Raw genomic sequence first — 17244 nt, 5'->3', positions numbered from 1 at the left:
TAGTATTAATTAACTTGGTATATAATAATCTTATTAGATAGAGAATTAGTTAAAATAAATTACTAGGAGTGCTAAAAATGGAAGACTTAAAGAAAGCAATTGAAGAAATAGTTAAACAAGATATTATAAAGGTAGTTATTAGCAATAAAATTAATAAGGACGTAGAATATAATAAAATCATATTTGTATTGAAGGAAGATGATGAAAAACAATATTACCAAATAGAAAAAACGACTGATAAACAGGTTTTTCATGAAAACATTAATGTTGATATTTTAGAGGAAAAACTTTTGGAATACGTACAAGGGAAATATAAACAACTTGATGCTTGGGCTGGTACTACAACCTTCGATTTGAAAATATCAAAAAAAGGTAAGGTTCATTTAGGTCACAAAATGAGTGATAATGAAAAGCTTACAAGTAAGGGTCATAATAAAGAAAAAAATTATATTCTTAAAGAGGGTATGATAATCGAGCCTCTTATAGATTTAGGGATCTTCACAAAAGAGGGCAAGGTTGTTAATTCTAAATATGACAAATATAAGCAAATAAATAGATTTGTTGAAGTTATTGATGATGAAATTAAAAATAACGATTATAAAGAACTTACTATAATAGATTTTGGATGCGGTAAGTCTTATTTAACATTTGTATTATATTATTACTTTGTTGAAATTAAGAAAATTAATGTAAAAATGATAGGACTTGATCTTAAAGAAGATGTAATCGGAAAATGTAACGAGATAGCAAAAAGATATAATTATGAAAATTTGAGGTTCGAGCTAGGAGATATAAATGGCTTTAAATATGAAAATAAGGTTGATATGGTAATTACATTACATGCATGTGATACCGCTACTGATTATGCTTTATATAATGCAATAAAGTGGAATAGTGGAATGATTTTCTCTGTTCCTTGCTGCCAACATGAATTTAATAGTCAAATTAAAACGGAATCATTAGCTATACTAACAAAGTATGGAATAGTAAAGGAAAGAGTTTCAGCACTTATGACAGATGCAGCGCGTGCGAATATTCTTGAGTACTCCGGATACAAAACACAACTTTTAGAATTTATAGATATAGACCAGTCTCCAAAAAACATATTAATTAGAGCAATAAAAGCTAATATACCAAATGAGATAAAAGAAAAGGCTTTGTCCGAGGTTAATGATTTAATGACTTCATTTAATTTAAAACCAACATTATATGATCTATTAAGGAAGGATAATTTAATATAATTATCATAATAATAGTATAAGATGAATACCTAAATTAGGAAGGTAGATGATGTTAAGGTGTTAACAATATATGCGGTATCGGATTCTATAGGAGAAACAGCAGAACTTGTAGCGAAATCAGTAGAAAGTCAGTTTCCAGGTAGTATTATAATAAAAAGAGTACCATATATTAAAACAGCTGAAGATGTTAATAAATTTATTAGTAAAATAGAAGACAATTCGAAAGCAATGATTATTTCAACTATTATTATGGTAGATGTGAAGGAATTCCTAGTCCAAAGATGTGTAGAAAAAGGGGTATTTATATCAAATATTTTAGGACCAGTTATAGGTCTTGCATCTAAGTTATTAAACAAACAGCCAGAATATATTCCCGGGGCAATATGGAATATGGATAAGGAATATTATAAAAGAATAGAAGCTATGGAATTTGCTATTCAGTTTGATGATAGTCGTGATTATAATGGAATAAAGCTTGCGGACGTAGTTCTCATTGGTGTCTCAAGAACTTCAAAAACACCATTATGTATGTACTTAGCTAATAAGGGAGTAAAGGCTATAAATATACCGTTAGTGCCTGAAGTCCCTGTTCCAGAAGAATTGTATAATATTCCAGGAAGAAAGATTATAGGGCTTACAATAAATCCTTTTGAGCTTATTGAAATTAGAAAACATAGAATGGACAAATTTAGTGGACTTAATTCTAGTTTTCAATATTCTAATGACGCAAGAATACTCGATGAATTAGATTTTGCCGAAAAAATAATGAAAAAGACAAGGTGTTTAACTATAGATGTTACTAAAAGAGCTATAGAGGATACAGCGTTAATTATTATGAAGAGCATAGGTAGTACTAAATAGTTAATGTAAATTTTTTGCAATGTAAAGGATACAACAACTAATTATCTATAGAGGTGATAAATTGATAGAATTAAATGTTTATGAATTTGGAGCTATAGGAAATGGAGTAATAGATGATGCGTTAGCCATTCAAAGTGCAATAAAATATTGTTTCGATAATAATATAGATAGATTAAATTTTGAAAATGAAAAAGTATATCTATGTAATAAAGAGATTGTGTTATACGGTAAAAATTTAATTGTTGATGGTAACAACTCAATAATTAAGAGAACTAAAGATTTTAAGGGTGTTTTTGGAGATGTGTTAAGTGTATATGGGTTAACACCTAATTTAAGCTATCCATTACTTGGAAAGTATACAGGCAATATAATTCCTGCGCAAAGCATTGTTATTAGAGATTTAAGTATCTATTGCGTAGAGAAAATTTCTAGTTCTACCTATATAAATGGGATAGGAGTATGTAATGCTAAAAATATAATTCTTCAAAATATTATAGTTACAAATGCACCACAAACAGCTTATGCTATTGTTTCATCTTCCATTAATAATAAAAATTTAATAATTGATAATGTAATATTGGATAGTTGTATATCAAGAAATAGTAAAAAACATTCATTTAGGCTTAGTGCAATAAAGGATAGTAATATATTTAATGCTAGGATGATTAATTGCTTAGCGATAAATGTCATAGAAAGAGAGTCTGGGTATAATGCACAAGGTAGAAAGGTACATTTAATATGTAATGTGTCCTCAGAAAATATTGGTTGTTATAAAATTATAATTGATGGTTGTCATTTTGATGAGAGCGGTGAAGTTTATATAGTTCAGAATTGCACTAATATAACAATTCAAAACTCACAATTATTTGGTGGGCTAGAGATATATAATCCTAATAAAATGATAAGTAACAATATAGTTATAAAAGATAATGGATTTAATTATGTTTCGGATAACAATATTTATAAAACACCATTATTATTATATAATATAAAAAATATTAGCATTACACGAAATGTATTTAGTGACATTTTAAAGGGAATACTAGATGAATATAATATACGTATATATGGTTGTGAGGATATTACTTTTAAAGAAAACAATAATTTTAATTTATTAATAAAACAAACCTAGTTGATATTAATTATTAATTAGTATATAATGTTAGTAAAGAAAGGAAGTCTTTTTATGAGAACAAAAGGAAATAAGATATCAATTATTGGAGCTGGATTTGTAGGATCAACTACAGCATTTGCTCTAATGAATGGAGGACTTGCAACTGAAATTGTAATTGTAGATATAAATAAAAATAAAGCTGAAGGAGAGGCAATGGATTTATCACATGGTGTTTCCTTCGTAAGGCCAATAGAGATAACTTCTGGAGAGTACTCGGATACTAAAGATTCAGATATAGTAATTATTACAGCGGGGATTGGTCAAAAGCCTGGTGAAACAAGGCTTAATTGTATTTCTAAAAATTTAAAAATATTTAAAAGCATAGTCCCGGAAGTTGTAAAATTTAGCCCGAATTCTATATTATTAGTAGTGTCAAACCCTGTTGATATATTAACTTATATAACTTATAAGTTATCAGGTTTTCCAAGTAATAGGGTAATTGGTTCTGGTACTGTCCTTGACACATCAAGATTTAAATACTTGCTTAGTAAACATTTTGAAATTGATGCAAGAAATATTCATACCTATATAATGGGTGAACATGGGGATTCAGAAATTGCAGCATGGAGTATAACTAGTATTGCAGGTATGAATGTTGAGGAGTTCTGTTCTACATGTCCTAATAAATGTGATGGAGAGCTTAAGTATAATATATATAAGGAAGTAAAGGAAGCGGCTTATACTATTATCCAAAAGAAGGGTGCAACTTATTATGCTGTTGCTCTAGCTATTAAAAGGATAGTTGAAGCAATATTAAGTAATGAGAATTCTATTCTTACAGTATCATCTTTATTAAAAGGTGAATATGGAATTAATGACATTTATATGGGAGTGCCAACAGTTGTAGGTAGAGATGGAGTAAAAAAAATATTAGAGGTTAATCTTAATGAGGAAGAGAAGACAGAACTCTTTGAATCTTCGAAGGTACTCAAGGAAGTTATAAAGGACTCGAAAATATAAGACTAAATGTAAATTATAACTGACATCTAATTAAATCATCTCCTGCGGAGCTGCAGATTAACGACTTCAGAAGGAAAGTCCCCCACTTATTGAAGTTGGGGACTTTCCTTCTGAAATATCGTTAAAAACGTCATGCAAATATTAACTTAAAAGGAGTGATATTTACATGGCGTTATTTTTGTTGTTATTATATATACGCTGAGGTTAGTACTGCTATATTTCTATTTTTTATATAACATGATATTTACAAAATATTATAGCTTGTCTTTAGTATAATAAATACATCATAAGGACATAATTTAAAAACAAATACTCTGAAGGGAATGAAAGCCTTATGATGTTAGATAAAATAGAAATATGTGGGGTAAATACTTTAAAATTACCGGTATTGGAAGAAGAACAAATACATGAGTTACTATTTAGGATACAAAATGGAGAATATGAATGTAGAGAAAAATTTATTGAAGGAAATTTTAAATTAGTGTTAAGTGTGATAAAGCATTTTAGCAACAGAGGTGAAAAGGTAGAAAAATTATTTCATGTAGGTTGTATAGGTTTAATGAAGTCTATTGATAATTACGACCTAAATCGAGATGATAGGTTTTCAACATATGCAGTTTCAATGATCATCGAAGAAATAAAAAAGTACTTAAAAGACAATAATTCAATAAGAGTAAGTGAATATTTAAAAGACATTGCATATAAAGTGTTACAAGTTAGAGACAGATTAGTGAAACAAGACAATAAAGAGCCTACTATATCTAAAATAGCTAAAGAACTTGAATTAACTAGCGAGGACATAGTATTAGCTTTAGATATTATCCAAGATCCTATATCGTTAATTAATCCAATTTATTATCAAGACGTGGATGAAATTTATGAAATGGATAAAAAACAAGACAACAAAAATTTAGAGGATAGTTTTCAAAAGAATATATCGATTAGAGAATCAATGAAAAAATTAAATTCTATGGAAAAATTAATTGCAAATTTAAGATTTGTTAATGGAAAAACTCAAATGGAGGCAGCGAGTGAGGTAGGTATATCAAAAGAACAAGTAGCTATGATAGAAAAAAATGCATTAAAACATCTGAGAAGACATATATAGGGTTTTGTTTGAAAATCCTATTTCAAATAGTTCATTTTGTATAAAGACTATATTTTTTAAGCAAACAGTAGTAGTATTAGTTATAAAAATTAATTATCTAGGAGGCACATACATGGTAAACACTGTATTTTTGAATTTAGCAAAACTTAACTTTGACAATAAACTAGATTTTTCGTCGATAACTAAACTAAGCACTTTCACAAAATATGATGAAAATATAAATGAAAAAATTTTAGAGCGAGTTAAAGGTCAAACTATTATAATTACGAAGGAATTACCTTTGAGTGGTAAATTAATATCAGAGTTCCCGTCCTCTGTTAAACTTATATGCGAAGCTGGGACAGGCTATAACAATATTGATATAGCTTGCGCAAGAAAAAAAGGTATTACAGTTTGCAATGTTCCTAGCTATAGCACACAAGCAGTTGCAAATCTAGTAATTACCTACATACTGAACTTTAGTTCTTCATTAATACAACAACAAATTATGCTCAAAGAAAAAAACTTTGATAATTATAATAAACATTTACAGTTGCCACATTTTGAACTTCAAAACAAAACACTTGGAGTAATAGGTGGATATGGTGCCATTGGACGTGAGGTTATAAAAATTGCCTTAGCAATAGGGATGAATATTATTATATATAGTCGATCAGAGAAATCATGGGAGAACCCAAATGTACACTTTGCTTCACTTGAAGAATTGCTCAAACAGAGTGATTTTGTATCGATTAACTGCCCTTTAACAAAAGATACATTACACCTAATTAATAAGGAGAGGCTTAAGTTAATGAAGCCTTCTGCTTTTATAATAAACACATCAAGGGGAGCGATAATAAAAGAAACTGATTTAATAAAATCTCTGCAAAATGGTGATATTGCAGGAGCTGCGTTAGATGTTCAGGACCCGGAGCCACCAGAAATTAATAATCCCTTGTTTGATATGGAAAATGTAATTTTAACTCCACATATAGGGTGGAGACGTTTTGAGTCTAGGCAAAGATTGATTGAACTCATGGCGGGTAATATAGAATCGTTTATAAAGGGAAAACCAATTAATGTCGTAAATTAAAAATGACATATAAAAGCTGACATCATTTTTACGGTGTCAGCTTTATATTTATAGATTAATGAAAATTATTTTCTTTTGAGATGTTATTATTTACAAATTCCTCTAATACACTCATTATTTGTCCTTTGCTTAATGTGTTATACCAATCCATTCTTTCAACGCAAGTTGAGTCCATCATATCTTTATTGTAAAAATTATCGCCTTTTTTAATCCTTATAAATATCTGCTTCATTGTTATCCTCCTATTAAAATAATTAATTTATTATGGGTGCATAAATTTTTTTATAAAGTTCTTTTTATTTCAAATATGCCCATTTTAAAATATATTATTCTTAGTTAGGATAAAAAAACAATAAAATTATTTATTATTTTATATTGAAAATGAAATTTGTTAACAAGCAAGGAGGCGTATACCTCTTAAATATTTACAAGTGTAGGATATAATATCGCGAATTCTATATAATTCACTTTCTTTATTGCGTGTTCTCCATATTTTTGTAAAATCATAGAACCACACTTCAAGATTTTCAGCGAGATCTCTTGGCGTGAATACTGTATTTATTTCATTCATAGCATATTCATTCTTTAGTAAGTTTAAGAAAAAGCTATCTACTAACTGAATTGCTCTTGCTGAGACAATAAATTCTTGTAGATCAAATGTGTTTATGCGTACCTTATTAGATAATCTAGTGAACTTATCTTCTATTTCGCAAGCTAGGTTATACCCCTCTAAAATTTTTTCCCAATCAAGATCGCGCAAACTCTTTTTAATATCTAAATCATTCTTAAAATGTTCTTTCCATTCAACTAGTTCATACCATCCCACAACTTGATTCTTTGATAATTGATTAAGTAGTGAAACAAGTTTAAGTGAGTCATCGCCATACTCTATTATAGATATGGCTTTATATACATTTTCAAAGTCTTTTTCTCCTTCTGGATTCCATGATAAAGAGGCTGCGTAAGCCATGCCAGGAATTGAGGTACTTAAAAAATTTATATGACCAAAGTCACCCCAGTCAGTATTTAAAACGCCAGTTGCACCATATTTTACACCATAGGCTACCATTCTTTTTATATTTTCAAAACCTTTATCAACTTTATTCACTAGTTGATTCCAACCCCATACACCTGGGCATACGTATTGCTCCATACCTGATTCAGTTATTGTCTTTGTTCCATCTTCTTTGGCATTTTCATTGTAATCCCAATTAAGACAAATGGCATCCTTACTTATATTACTTAAAAGTTCTGGATGATGTAAAATCACATCCCCCCAAAACATAACTCGCTTGCCTTTTTTCTTTACTATGTCTATTACTTTGTTTAAAAATCCAACGTATAACATTCCAACTCCAACCTCATCAGCGCGGGCTTTGCTTTTTCCCTTACCTAATTCAAAAGTTTCATCACAACATATATTGAATGTGTTTGAACTAAATAGAGGGATATACTGCATTAACATTTTTTCAACAAGCTTTATGCTACCTTCGTTAGTTGTATCAAGTGTGTGTGAATTCATTCTATGCTCAAAGGAATATTCCTCTCCCTCGCTGTTTTCTAGTTCACAAAATTCATTGAAAGATTTTGATCTAAGCACTTCGTACATGTGACCGAATGTAGATAATGAAGGAATTAGCTCGACATGTCTTTTGTTACAATACTGGTCTAGTATTAAAATTTCTTCAGATGTTAGTGGATCTTTGTCCATCCAAATTTCACTCATGCCCTTGAATGCAAAAGTGTGCTCTATATATAGTTGTAACTGATTTATTTTATAAAAAGACGCCCTATCAACTAGCTCCATAAGCATTTTAAGTGTTGGTACTTTGCCCCTTGTAACATCATGATAGAATCCACGATTAGAAAAGTAGGGTTCATCATCAATTTTAAGTTTTGGGAGTAAAGCCCCGTTTTGTCTTATAAGTTGTCTTAATGTCTGTACTCCATAAAATATGCCTATGGAAGTAGCACCACATATTTCGATGCTGTTACCATCAATAGTTAAGCTATAAGCTTCTTTCGGACCTGATGTTTTTTTAAATGTAATTATAACTTTATTGCTATTACAGTCAAAAGATTTATTTATTAATAAATTGAAGCCCAATTGCTGCTTAATTTCATCTTGTAATAAAATAGCAGCATTTAAGTCATCGAAACCACATTGATAATCTAAGACTATCTCTGTGTCTCTTTTAAGCTGTAATGTACCTTCTTTTATATCTAAATGTTTTGGACTTGGTATTAAAAACATATTGTGCACCCCTAAATTTTGTTTGATTATGATTCTTTACGTTATACCATATCGGACAAAAAATCAATAGTCGTAAAGAGAATAATAAAATATCTTAATATGGATTTTATTTATTGCTAATAGCTATAGTAATGGTGTAAAATATATTGAATGATGTTAGCGTTGGAATGATTAAATTAGCGAAGTTTGTTACTTCGTTGAATAATATTTAAGAATTAGATAGCAATAAATTAAGGGAGGTTATAATGAGTGAAGTAAAGACAAATGAATTAAAAAGAGGATTAAAGTCTCGTCACCTTAACATGATTGCTATTGGTGGAGCAATAGGAACAGGACTGTTTTTGGCTTCAGGCGGAACAGTAAGTGAAGCAGGTCCTGGTGGAGCGTTAGTAGCATACACCGTTATAGGAATAATGGTATATTTTTTAATGACAGGGCTTGGTGAGATGGCTACATTTATGCCGGTTACTGGTTCGTTTGAAACATATGCATCAAGATTCGTTGATCCAGCATTAGGATTTGCGTTAGGTTGGAATTATTGGTATAACTGGGCAATTACTGTTGCGGTTGAAATGGTCGCAGGAGCTATGATTATGAAATACTGGTTTCCAGGGGTGCCGGCACTTGTTTGGAGTATTTCTTTCCTAGTGTTATTATTCGGGTTAAATATGCTTTCGGCTAAGGCTTATGGAGAATCAGAATTTTGGTTTGCAGGTATCAAAGTTGTAGCAGTTTTAGTGTTTTTGGCAGTTGGTGTCGCAATGATTTTTGGAATAATTGGGGGACATCATATTGGGCTTTCAAATTTTACGTTTTTAGATCCTAAAAGTGGTCTTAAAGGACCATTCCCATTTGGATTTAAAGGTATATTAATGGTTTTCTTAATTGCTGGGTTCTCTTTTCAGGGAACAGAACTTGTTGGTATTGCTGCTGGAGAAAGTGAAGATCCAGAAAAAAATGTACCTAAAGCAATTAATAGTGTATTTTGGAGAATTATAATATTCTATTTAGGTGCAATATTTATTATCAGTGCATTGATACCTTTTACACAGGCGGGAGTTACAACAAGCTCTTTTACCACTATTTTTGAAAGAGCAGGTATTGCTGGAGCTGCAAGTATAATGAATGCTGTGGTTTTAACATCGGTGCTTTCATGTGGTAACTCTGGAATGTATGCGGCTAGCCGTATGTTATATGCAATGGCAAGGGAAGGAAGGGCACCAAAGGCTCTTTCTAAGGTAAATTCTCGCGGCGTTCCTATAAATGCATTATTACTTACTACATTAGTAGCATCTGCATCTTTTTTAGTAGGTTTATATGCTCAAGAAACAGTATACATGTGGTTAGTTGCAGCTTCGGGACTCGCTGGATTTATAGCATGGGTAGGAATTGCAGTATGTCACTATCGCTTTCGTAAAGCATTTGTAGCACAAGAAAAAGATATGAATTTATTAAAATATAAAGCAAAATTTTTCCCGTTTGGACCAATTCTTGCACTAATATTATGTGTTATTGTTATATTAGGACAAGGCGTAACTTATTTTACAGCTAATTCAATAGATTGGAAAAATGTTATTGCATCTTATATTGGATTACCTTTATTTTTAGCTTTATGGATAGGATATAAGGTGAAGTATAAAACTAAGGTTGTGAATCTAAAAGAAGCTAGTTTTAGTACAGAGCCAATACAACACGAAAAATAGTTTTTAATTATATAGTCTTTAATTATAATGTAGATTAACAAAAGGTTGCAATGATAATTCATTGCAACCTTTTTGTTGACCATTGGCATATAAAATATATTAGTTATAATATATTTTAAATATTACAAATATTTAAATCATTTTACCGTGCGTATCCGAATGCGGTATATTGAATTATTTAGACCTATATGTAGAAAGATAGAGTTAATCTTATTACAATCTATTTATTTGAAAAGTTACCTATTATATATATGATAGAATAATCCTTGTCGTCACATAGAAGTGGCACACTAAACTAACTGTTAATTACAATTTAATTTATTTTAAAGAAGTAGTTGACAAAATAAGAAAAACCTAGTATTATAGTAGAAGTCGTCACATGATGACAAAGCAAATTGGTCTTTGAAAATTAAACAGAGAAATAGGTAAAGAAATGAAATAATATTTTATTTTAACCAGTCAATTACTTTAGTAAAAGTAATATTTTAGTCGTAAGACTAAAAAGTATGTAATGAGCTTGCGTAACAACTTAACAGTTGTCGCAGATTAATTATTTCAACTAAAAAAGTGTAAACTTTTAAATTGAGAGTTTGATCCTGGCTCAGGACGAACGCTGGCGGCGTGCCTAACACATGCAAGTCGAGCGATGCGATCCTTCGGGATCAATTAGCGGCGGACGGGTGAGTAACACGTGGGTAACCTGCCTCAAAGAGGGGAATAGCCTCCCGAAAGGGAGATTAATACCGCATAATATGTTTTGATCGCATGATCTTAACATCAAAGGAATTTTTCGGAATTTCACTTTGAGATGGACCCGCGGCGCATTAGCTAGTTGGTGAGGTAAAGGCCCACCAAGGCAACGATGCGTAGCCGACCTGAGAGGGTGATCGGCCACATTGGAACTGAGACACGGTCCAGACTCCTACGGGAGGCAGCAGTGGGGAATATTGCGCAATGGGGGAAACCCTGACGCAGCAACGCCGCGTGAATGATGAAGGCCTTCGGGTTGTAAAGTTCTGTCTTCTGGGACGATAATGACGGTACCAGAGGAGGAAGCCACGGCTAACTACGTGCCAGCAGCCGCGGTAATACGTAGGTGGCAAGCGTTGTCCGGATTTACTGGGCGTAAAGGATGCGTAGGCGGACATTTAAGTCAGATGTGAAATACCCGAGCTTAACTTGGGTGCTGCATTTGAAACTGGGTGTCTAGAGTGCAGGAGAGGTAAGTGGAATTCCTAGTGTAGCGGTGAAATGCGTAGAGATTAGGAAGAACACCAGTGGCGAAGGCGACTTACTGGACTGTAACTGACGCTGAGGCATGAAAGCGTGGGGAGCAAACAGGATTAGATACCCTGGTAGTCCACGCCGTAAACGATGAATACTAGGTGTCGGGGGTCGAACCTCGGTGCCGCCGTTAACACATTAAGTATTCCGCCTGGGGAGTACGATCGCAAGATTAAAACTCAAAGGAATTGACGGGGGCCCGCACAAGCAGCGGAGCATGTGGTTTAATTCGAAGCAACGCGAAGAACCTTACCTAGACTTGACATCCCTTGCATAACTCAGAGATGAGTGAAGTCCTTCGGGACAAGGTGACAGGTGGTGCATGGTTGTCGTCAGCTCGTGTCGTGAGATGTTGGGTTAAGTCCCGCAACGAGCGCAACCCTTATCATTAGTTGCTACCATTAAGTTGAGCACTCTAGTGAGACTGCCCGGGTTAACCGGGAGGAAGGTGGGGATGACGTCAAATCATCATGCCCCTTATGTCTAGGGCTACACACGTGCTACAATGGTGAGTACAAAGAGATGCAAGACCGCAAGGTGGAGCCAAACTCAAAAACTCATCCCAGTTCGGATTGTAGGCTGCAACTCGCCTACATGAAGCCGGAGTTGCTAGTAATCGCGAATCAGCATGTCGCGGTGAATACGTTCCCGGGCCTTGTACACACCGCCCGTCACACCATGAGAGTTGGTAACACCCGAAGTCCGTGAGGTAACCGTAAGGAGCCAGCGGCCGAAGGTGGGATCGATGATTGGGGTGAAGTCGTAACAAGGTAGCCGTAGGAGAACCTGCGGCTGGATCACCTCCTTTCTAGGGAGTAGATGTATTGACTTCGGTCGATGCAATAGAAGAATTCAATTATTCTTCAAAATATCTATTGTAATTACTCGTTCCTATTTCTCTGTTTAATTTTGAGAGACTAATTATATTAACTCTTAGGAGTTAATTAATTAATAGTTTTTCTTAAAATGTTCTTTGAAAATTGCACAGTGTATAAAATTATTTTAAAAAGATTTAGATCCACCTTGCGTATTGTAAAATACGAGTAAGTGGTTATAGGTTAATTTATTATGATTTCGCAAAATTAATATTAAGAAACAAAACGTTTATGAAAATAGACGCGTCTAGTAATAGACGAAATCATAGGTCAAGCTACAAAGGGCGCATGGCGAATGCCTTGGCACTAGGAGCCGAAGAAGGACGCGTTAAGCTGCGATAAGCTTTGGGTAGGCGCAAATAGCCTGTGATCCAAAGATTTCCGAATGGGGGAACCCACATAGTAACAACTATGTACTGCATACTGAATAAATAGGTATGCAGAGGTACACCCGGGGAACTGAAACATCTAAGTACCCGGAGGAAGAGAAAGAAATATCGATTTCCTAAGTAGCGGCGAGCGAAAGGGAATGAGCCCAAACCTAAGTCTTTGACTTAGGGGTTGAGGATAGATCATAAATACTGCAATTCTTTAATTGAAGATAGCTGGAAAGCTGCTCCGCAGAAGGTAATAGGCCTGTAAATGAAAAGGAAGAACAGTCAGATCTAATCCAGAGTACCACGAGACACGTGAAACCTTGTGGGAAGCTGGGAGGACCACCTCCCAAGGCTAAATACTACCTAGTGACCGATAGTGAAGAAGTACCGTGAGGGAAAGGTGAAAAGAACCCCGGAAGGGGAGTGAAATAGAACCTGAAACCGTGTGCCTACAACCGGTCGAAGCACTTTTTATGTGTGACGGCGTGCTTTTTGTAGAACGAGCCAACGAGTTACGATATGTAGCAAGGTTAAGTACTTAAGGTACGGAGCCGAAGGGAAACCGAGTCTGAATAGGGCGTTCTAGTTGCATGTCGTAGACCCGAAACCGGGTGACCTATCCATGGCCAGGATGAAGCGGAAGTAAAATTCCGTGGAGGTCCGAACCACGTTGGTGTTGAAAAACCATGGGATGAGCTGTGGATAGCGGAGAAATTCCAATCGAACTCGGAGATAGCTGGTTCTCCTCGAAATAGCTTTAGGGCTAGCGTCGATTAATTGAGTAATGGAGGTAGAGCACTGAATGGGCTAGGGGCTGACAACAGTTACTGAACCCTATCAAACTCCGAATGCCATATACTTTTATTTCGGCAGTCAGACTGCGAATGATAAGATCCGTAGTCAAAAGGGAAACAGCCCAGACCATCAGCTAAGGTCCCAAAGTGTAAGTTAAGTGGAAAAGGATGTGGGATTTCTAAGACAACTAGGATGTTGGCTCAGAAGCAGCCACTCATTCAAAGAGTGCGTAATAGCTCACTAGTCAAGAGATCCTGCGCCGAAGATGTCCGGGGCTAAAACTTACCACCGAAGCTATGGGTTTACACAATTGTGTAAGCGGTAGAGGAGCTTTCTGTACTGGCTGAAGTCATACCGTAAGGAGTGGTGGACGGTACAGAAGTGAGAATGTTGGCATGAGTAGCGAGAGTTAAGTGAGAATCTTAACGGTCGAAAACCTAAGGTTTCCTGAGGAAGGCTCGTCCTCTCAGGGTTAGTCGGGACCTAAGCCGAGGCCGAAAGGCGTAGGTGATGGACAATCGGTTGATATTCCGATACCACCAATGGACGTTATTAGAAATGGGATGACGCAGGAGGATAAGATGTGCACACTATTGGATGTGTGTCTAAGCATTTAGGCGGAGCAAGCAGGCAAATCCGTTTGCTCTTAACGCTGAGATGTAATGGGGAAGGCAATTTATTGCTGAAGTATCTGATTCCACGCTGCCAAGAAAAGTCTCTATCGAGGATATTGGTGCCCGTACCGCAAACCGACACAGGTAGGTGAGGAGAGAATCCTAAGACCATCGGAAGAATTACTGTTAAGGAACTCGGCAAATTGACCCCGTAACTTCGGGAGAAGGGGTGCCTACGTAAGTAGGTCGCAGAGAATAGGCCCAAGCAACTGTTTAGCAAAAACACAGGTCTCTGCTAAAGCGAAAGCTGATGTATAGGGGCTGACGCCTGCCCGGTGCTGGAAGGTTAAGGGGATTAGTTAGCTGAGAGCTTGCTCTCGGCGAGGCTATGAACTTAAGCCCCAGTAAACGGCGGCCGTAACTATAACGGTCCTAAGGTAGCGAAATTCCTTGTCGGGTAAGTTCCGACCCGCACGAATGGCGTAATGATTTGGGCACTGTCTCAACAGTACATCCGGCGAAATTGTAGTTCCAGTGAAGATGCTGGATACCCGCGATTGGACGGAAAGACCCCGTAGAGCTTTACTGTAGCTTAGCATTGAATTTCGGTATTGTCTGTACAGGATAGGTGGGAGACTACGATACATGGGCGTCAGCCTGTGTGGAGTCATCCTTGGGATACCACCCTGACAGTACTGAGGTTCTAACTGGAGGCCATGAATCTGGTCACAGGACATTGTTAGGTGGGCAGTTTGACTGGGGCGGTCGCCTCCGAAAGAGTAACGGAGGCGCCCAAAGGTTCCCTCAGCGCGGTTGGAAATCGCGCGAAGAGTGCAAAGGCAGAAGGGAGCCTGACTGCGACACTTACAAGTGGAGCAGGGACGAAAGTCGGGCTTAGTGATCCGGTGGTACCTCGTGGGAGGGCCATCGCTCAACGGATAAAAGCTACCTCGGGGATAACAGGCTGATCTCCCCCAAGAGTCCACATCGACGGGGAGGTTTGGCACCTCGATGTCGGCTCGTCGCATCCTGGGGCTGAAGTAGGTCCCAAGGGTTGGGCTGTTCGCCCATTAAAGCGGCACGCGAGCTGGGTTCAGAACGTCGTGAGACAGTTCGGTCCCTATCCGTCGCGGGCGTAGGAAATTTGAAGGGAGCTGTCCTTAGTACGAGAGGACCGGGATGGACAAACCTCTGGTGCACCAGTTGTCACGCCAGTGGCATCGCTGGGTAGCTATGTTTGGAAGGGATAAACGCTGAAAGCATCTAAGCGTGAAGCCCACCCTAAGATGAGATTTCCCATTGTCCACACGTAAGTGTGGTGCAAGTAAGACTCCTGGAAGACCACCAGGTTGATAGGTTAGAGGTGTAAGCATGGTAACATGTTCAGCTGACTAATACTAATAAGTCGAGGGCTTGACCAAGATAACATAAGTAACAATTAATATTAATAATGCGACAATACTGTGCAATTTTGAGAGAATATTTATATTCTCATCTGGTGATTATGGCCTGAAGGTAACACCCGTTCCCATACCGAACACGAAGGTTAAGCTTCAATGCGCCGATGGTACTGCAGGGGTGACCTTGTGGAAGAGTAGGTTGTCGCCAGGTAATAGAAAAAGACACTAAGTTTACTTAGTGTCTTTTTTGCGTTAAATTAATTGCATTATTCTATACTTAATTTTCTATAAATATATATTAATATTAAATATAGACATAGTTAGAGAAAATCTATTATATCCTCTTTCAATTTATTTATTTTAAATATCAATTTTACATTTGTAGCAGTATACATTTGTTTGAATACAATATAGTAGCAGTTTTTAATGAGGATACTGCTAGGAGGTTAAGTTATGCATAAGGATGAATTTAATTATATTAATGAAATAGATTATATTGAGGGTAAAAGGAATCATTATTGGCATAGACATGATGAATCTAGTAAATGTAACAGATGTGATGAGTGTGACAGATGTGATGAGTGTGATAGATGTTGTGAGTGTGACAGATGTGATGAGTGTGATAGATGTAATAAAAATTGTTGTAAAGTGTGTCCAACAGGAGCAACAGGAGCAACAGGAGCAACAGGTAGTACTGGCGTAACAGGACCAGGTACTGGGGCTACCGGAGCAACGGGAGTAACTGGAACTACTGGTCTAACAGGAGCAACGGGAATAACTGGTGCAACTGGAGTAACAGGAACTACTGGAGCAACGGGAGTAACCGGGGTTACTGGAGTTGGAGCAACAGGTCCAACAGGGCCAACAGGAGCAAATGGAGCTACTGGGGTTACAGGAATAACTGGATTAACAGGTCCTACGGGTGATACTGGAGCAACCGGTGTAACCGGAGCTACTGGAGTTGGATTAACTGGTCCTACAGGTCCAACAGGAGCAAATGGAGCTACCGGGGTTACAGGAATAACTGGAGTAACAGGTCCTACGGGTGATACTGGAGTTGGATTAATTGGTCCTACAGGCCCAACAGGAGCAAATGGAGCTACTGGGGTTGCAGGAATAACTGGTCCCACTGGCGATACTGGGGCAACTGGAGTAACGGGAAATACTGGAGCAACAGGGCCAGGGGTTGGACCGACGGGTCCTACAGGAGCAACTGGACCCGCTGGAGCAATAGGGCCAAATGGAGCTACTGGGGCAACTGGGCCAAATGGGGCTACTGGAGCAACAGGAGCTACTGGAGGGACTGGTGCTACTGGCGGATTAGCAGGCGTATTTGGTACAATATTTAATGAAGGTGCACAGGTTGTAGCATTAGAAACTGATGTTAATTTTGATAATAATGGAATTTTGCAAGGAGTTAACCATGTAGCTGGAACAGCTTCATTAGTTATTATTACTGCTGGTTTCTATTCTGTATTGTTTATTGTTTCTACTGTGGAACCAAACCAGTTCACTCTATTTCAAAA

At 36.3% G+C, this 17244-nt stretch carries 9 protein-coding genes, 3 rRNA genes and 1 pseudogene; 11 read left to right on the top strand and 2 right to left on the bottom strand.

The window, feature by feature from the left end:
* Window positions 1-77: 77 nt before the first annotated feature.
* The 6 genes from A7L45_RS17230 (at window position 78) to A7L45_RS17205 (ending at window position 6416) form a co-directional block, all read left to right on the top strand.
* Window positions 78-1241, top strand: a complete 1164-nt coding sequence (locus tag A7L45_RS17230; protein WP_071613926.1) for a class I SAM-dependent methyltransferase — start codon at window positions 78-80, stop codon at window positions 1239-1241.
* 57 nt (window positions 1242-1298) lie between these two features.
* Window positions 1299-2102 (top strand): pyruvate, water dikinase regulatory protein, encoded by an 804-nt coding sequence (locus A7L45_RS17225; RefSeq protein ID WP_071613925.1) that lies wholly within the window; start codon window positions 1299-1301, stop codon window positions 2100-2102.
* A gap of 61 nt (window positions 2103-2163) precedes the next feature.
* Window positions 2164-3234 (top strand): pectate lyase family protein, encoded by a 1071-nt coding sequence (locus A7L45_RS17220; protein WP_071613924.1) that lies wholly within the window; start codon window positions 2164-2166, stop codon window positions 3232-3234.
* Between the two features lie 54 nt (window positions 3235-3288).
* Entirely contained in the window at window positions 3289-4236 is a 948-nt protein-coding gene (locus tag A7L45_RS17215) for an L-lactate dehydrogenase (protein ID WP_071613923.1), read from the top strand.
* Between the two features lie 334 nt (window positions 4237-4570).
* Window positions 4571-5344, top strand: coding sequence for a sigma-70 family RNA polymerase sigma factor (locus A7L45_RS17210; protein WP_071613922.1), 774 nt, complete (start codon window positions 4571-4573; stop codon window positions 5342-5344).
* Window positions 5345-5456: 112 nt separating this feature from the next.
* On the top strand, window positions 5457-6416 hold the full coding sequence (locus tag A7L45_RS17205; protein ID WP_071613921.1) for a 2-hydroxyacid dehydrogenase: 960 nt from the start codon (window positions 5457-5459) through the stop codon (window positions 6414-6416).
* Window positions 6417-6471: 55 nt separating this feature from the next.
* Here the strand turns inward: A7L45_RS17205 and A7L45_RS23375 are convergent, their stop codons facing one another.
* Window positions 6472-6648: a hypothetical protein gene (locus tag A7L45_RS23375; protein WP_153882483.1), complete on the bottom strand. Its 177-nt coding sequence runs from the start codon at window positions 6646-6648 to the stop codon at window positions 6472-6474.
* A 159-nt stretch (window positions 6649-6807) separates the two neighbouring features.
* Window positions 6808-8670 (bottom strand): glycoside hydrolase family 20 zincin-like fold domain-containing protein, encoded by a 1863-nt coding sequence (locus A7L45_RS17200; protein ID WP_071613920.1) that lies wholly within the window; start codon window positions 8668-8670, stop codon window positions 6808-6810.
* 245 nt (window positions 8671-8915) lie between these two features.
* Between A7L45_RS17200 and A7L45_RS17195 the strand changes: the two genes are divergently transcribed.
* The 5 genes and pseudogenes from A7L45_RS17195 to A7L45_RS23595 all read left to right on the top strand — a co-directional run.
* Entirely contained in the window at window positions 8916-10373 is a 1458-nt protein-coding gene (locus tag A7L45_RS17195) for an amino acid permease (protein WP_071613919.1), read from the top strand.
* A gap of 578 nt (window positions 10374-10951) precedes the next feature.
* Window positions 10952-12465, top strand: a 16S ribosomal RNA gene (locus tag A7L45_RS17190).
* A gap of 335 nt (window positions 12466-12800) precedes the next feature.
* Window positions 12801-15739: ribosomal RNA gene (locus tag A7L45_RS17185) — 23S ribosomal RNA — on the top strand.
* A 73-nt stretch (window positions 15740-15812) separates the two neighbouring features.
* A 5S ribosomal RNA gene (gene rrf / locus A7L45_RS17180) occupies window positions 15813-15929 on the top strand.
* Together the 16S, 23S and 5S rRNA genes form the textbook arrangement of a ribosomal RNA operon.
* Window positions 15930-16375: 446 nt before the next feature.
* Window positions 16376-17044 (top strand): annotated as a pseudogene (locus A7L45_RS23595) (collagen-like protein); the annotation flags it as partial.
* Window positions 17045-17244: the final 200 nt, after the last annotated feature.

The organism is Clostridium estertheticum subsp. estertheticum, assembly GCF_001877035.1.
Taxonomy (GTDB): domain Bacteria; phylum Bacillota; class Clostridia; order Clostridiales; family Clostridiaceae; genus Clostridium_AD; species Clostridium_AD estertheticum.
Note: the sequence above shows the minus strand (reverse complement) of the source record. Positions and strands in the feature narration are given on the sequence as shown.

What these genes read in the sequence shown, in the direction of transcription:
- A7L45_RS17200 (WP_071613920.1), bottom strand. Translation starts at nt 8,670, where the DNA reads ATGTTTTTAATACCAAGTCCAAAACATTTAGATATAAAAGAAGGTACA.
- A7L45_RS17230 (WP_071613926.1), top strand. Translation starts at nt 78, where the DNA reads ATGGAAGACTTAAAGAAAGCAATTGAAGAAATAGTTAAACAAGATATT.
- A7L45_RS17215 (WP_071613923.1), top strand. Translation starts at nt 3,289, where the DNA reads ATGAGAACAAAAGGAAATAAGATATCAATTATTGGAGCTGGATTTGTA.
- A7L45_RS17205 (WP_071613921.1), top strand. Translation starts at nt 5,457, where the DNA reads ATGGTAAACACTGTATTTTTGAATTTAGCAAAACTTAACTTTGACAAT.
- A7L45_RS23375 (WP_153882483.1), bottom strand. Translation starts at nt 6,648, where the DNA reads ATGAAGCAGATATTTATAAGGATTAAAAAAGGCGATAATTTTTACAAT.
- A7L45_RS17195 (WP_071613919.1), top strand. Translation starts at nt 8,916, where the DNA reads ATGAGTGAAGTAAAGACAAATGAATTAAAAAGAGGATTAAAGTCTCGT.
- A7L45_RS17210 (WP_071613922.1), top strand. Translation starts at nt 4,571, where the DNA reads ATGATGTTAGATAAAATAGAAATATGTGGGGTAAATACTTTAAAATTA.